The 1,556-nt window shown below is 37.9% G+C and carries 2 protein-coding genes; both read right to left on the bottom strand.

What is annotated here, in order from left to right; translation table 11 throughout:
- Positions 1–50: 50 nt before the first annotated feature.
- On the bottom strand, positions 51–743 hold the full coding sequence (gene tsaB, locus A2003_RS09030; RefSeq protein WP_004960577.1) for a tRNA (adenosine(37)-N6)-threonylcarbamoyltransferase complex dimerization subunit type 1 TsaB: 693 nt from the start codon (positions 741–743) through the stop codon (positions 51–53).
- 143 nt (positions 744–886) lie between these two features.
- Positions 887–1,417, bottom strand: a complete 531-nt coding sequence (locus A2003_RS09035) for a gamma carbonic anhydrase family protein (protein ID WP_099948139.1) — start codon at positions 1,415–1,417, stop codon at positions 887–889.
- Positions 1,418–1,556 lie beyond the last annotated feature (139 nt).

The raw sequence follows: 1,556 nt of genomic DNA on the forward strand, positions 1-1,556 counted from the left end.
CAATCCCATTATGGCTGCTTTAAATAGCAATAAAAGATCCATAACTCACCTTAATTTGGTTTACCCTGATCAGCAATTTTTTTCCACGCATCATCACGTAAATAAACTGGCAAGGCATGTTCTGCATCAACCCATTTTTGTTGAGTTGCATAAACTCGTGCGATGGTTGCGATATCGTGCGCAGTTGCTTTGATATCAGCAACAGTTTGATTTAAGGTTTTAGATTCATCTTCTTGCATAAATTCTATGAGAGTTGAACCTGAACCAATTGGTGTAAACTTACAGTATTCACTAGCACGCTCATAAGCTAATAGTTTTTCTTCATCGATTGCTTGCATAATACCAAACTGATCTAAGCTGTAATTCGCAATGTACACTTCTTGCATTCGTGCATCTAAAACAGCAGAAACTTGTTTCAAACCCGTTAATCGATATGCTGCTTGAGCTAAAGCTTGTAAAGTGGAAACAGGTATAACTGGCAAATCATGCGACCATGCTAAAGCTTGTGCAACTGCAGCATTGATGCGGACACCACTAAAAGAACCAGGACCTCGGCTAAATGCAATTGCTGTTAAATCAGAAAGTTGTGTCTGAGTCTGAATTAAAGCCTGCTCTGTTAAAGGCAAAATGGTTTGAGTTTGTGCCTTTGTTCGCTCATCCAACTGAAAATAGAGTTCTTGTGTGTCATCAATTAGTGAAACTGAACACTGCTCATTTGCAGTTTCCAATGCAAGCAACTTCATGCAAAAACCTTGGTATAAAAGAGATGAAAAACGTCGAGTATCATACTCCACTCAGACATCATAGGCGAGCTGTTCTATTTTTATGGATACAAAAAAGCCAAGCATTCACTTGGCTGAGTTCATATCAATTAATCTAATGTGTTTTAGAAATTAAACGCTTCTAAATTTAGGAAGTTTTTAAAATGCTCGGCATAATGTAAGGCACTCATTCGTAGTTTAACCGCACCTTCATCATCTACAGTTTTAACTATTTTACCAGGTGAACCCATTACGACAGAATTATCAGGGATCACTTTACCTTCTGGAATTAAAGCGTTCGCACCAATAATACAATTCTTACCAATCACAGCATTATTTAGAATCACCGCATTAATACCAATTAAAGAATTATCACCGATGGTACATCCATGTAACATCGCCTGATGGCCAATCGTAACGTATTCACCAATATTCAATTCAATACCAGCATCTGTATGCAAAACAGCGTTCTCTTGAACATTCGAGTAATTACCGATTCGAATTAAACAGTTATCTGCTCTAACGACAGCACCAAACCAAACACTCACTTCACGCCCTAATTCGACCTGACCAATCACAGTTGCTGTCGGTGCAACCCAACCATCCCAAGGTTGTTGAAGCGCTTTAGGAGTAAATTCTTTATATTTGTACATCATTTTTTAAAACTCTACTTTTCAAAGTGAAATTAAAACTTAGCTAGACCAAAATTAGGTGGATTAACTAGAAATGGCCATTTTTTTTGATAGCCTAAACCGTATTGGAATAATGAAACGAGCATTCTTGCGGTGAGACCCC

It is taken from the genome of Acinetobacter sp. GWC1_38_13, from assembly GCF_001767535.1.
Lineage (GTDB): Bacteria > Pseudomonadota > Gammaproteobacteria > Pseudomonadales > Moraxellaceae > Acinetobacter > Acinetobacter junii.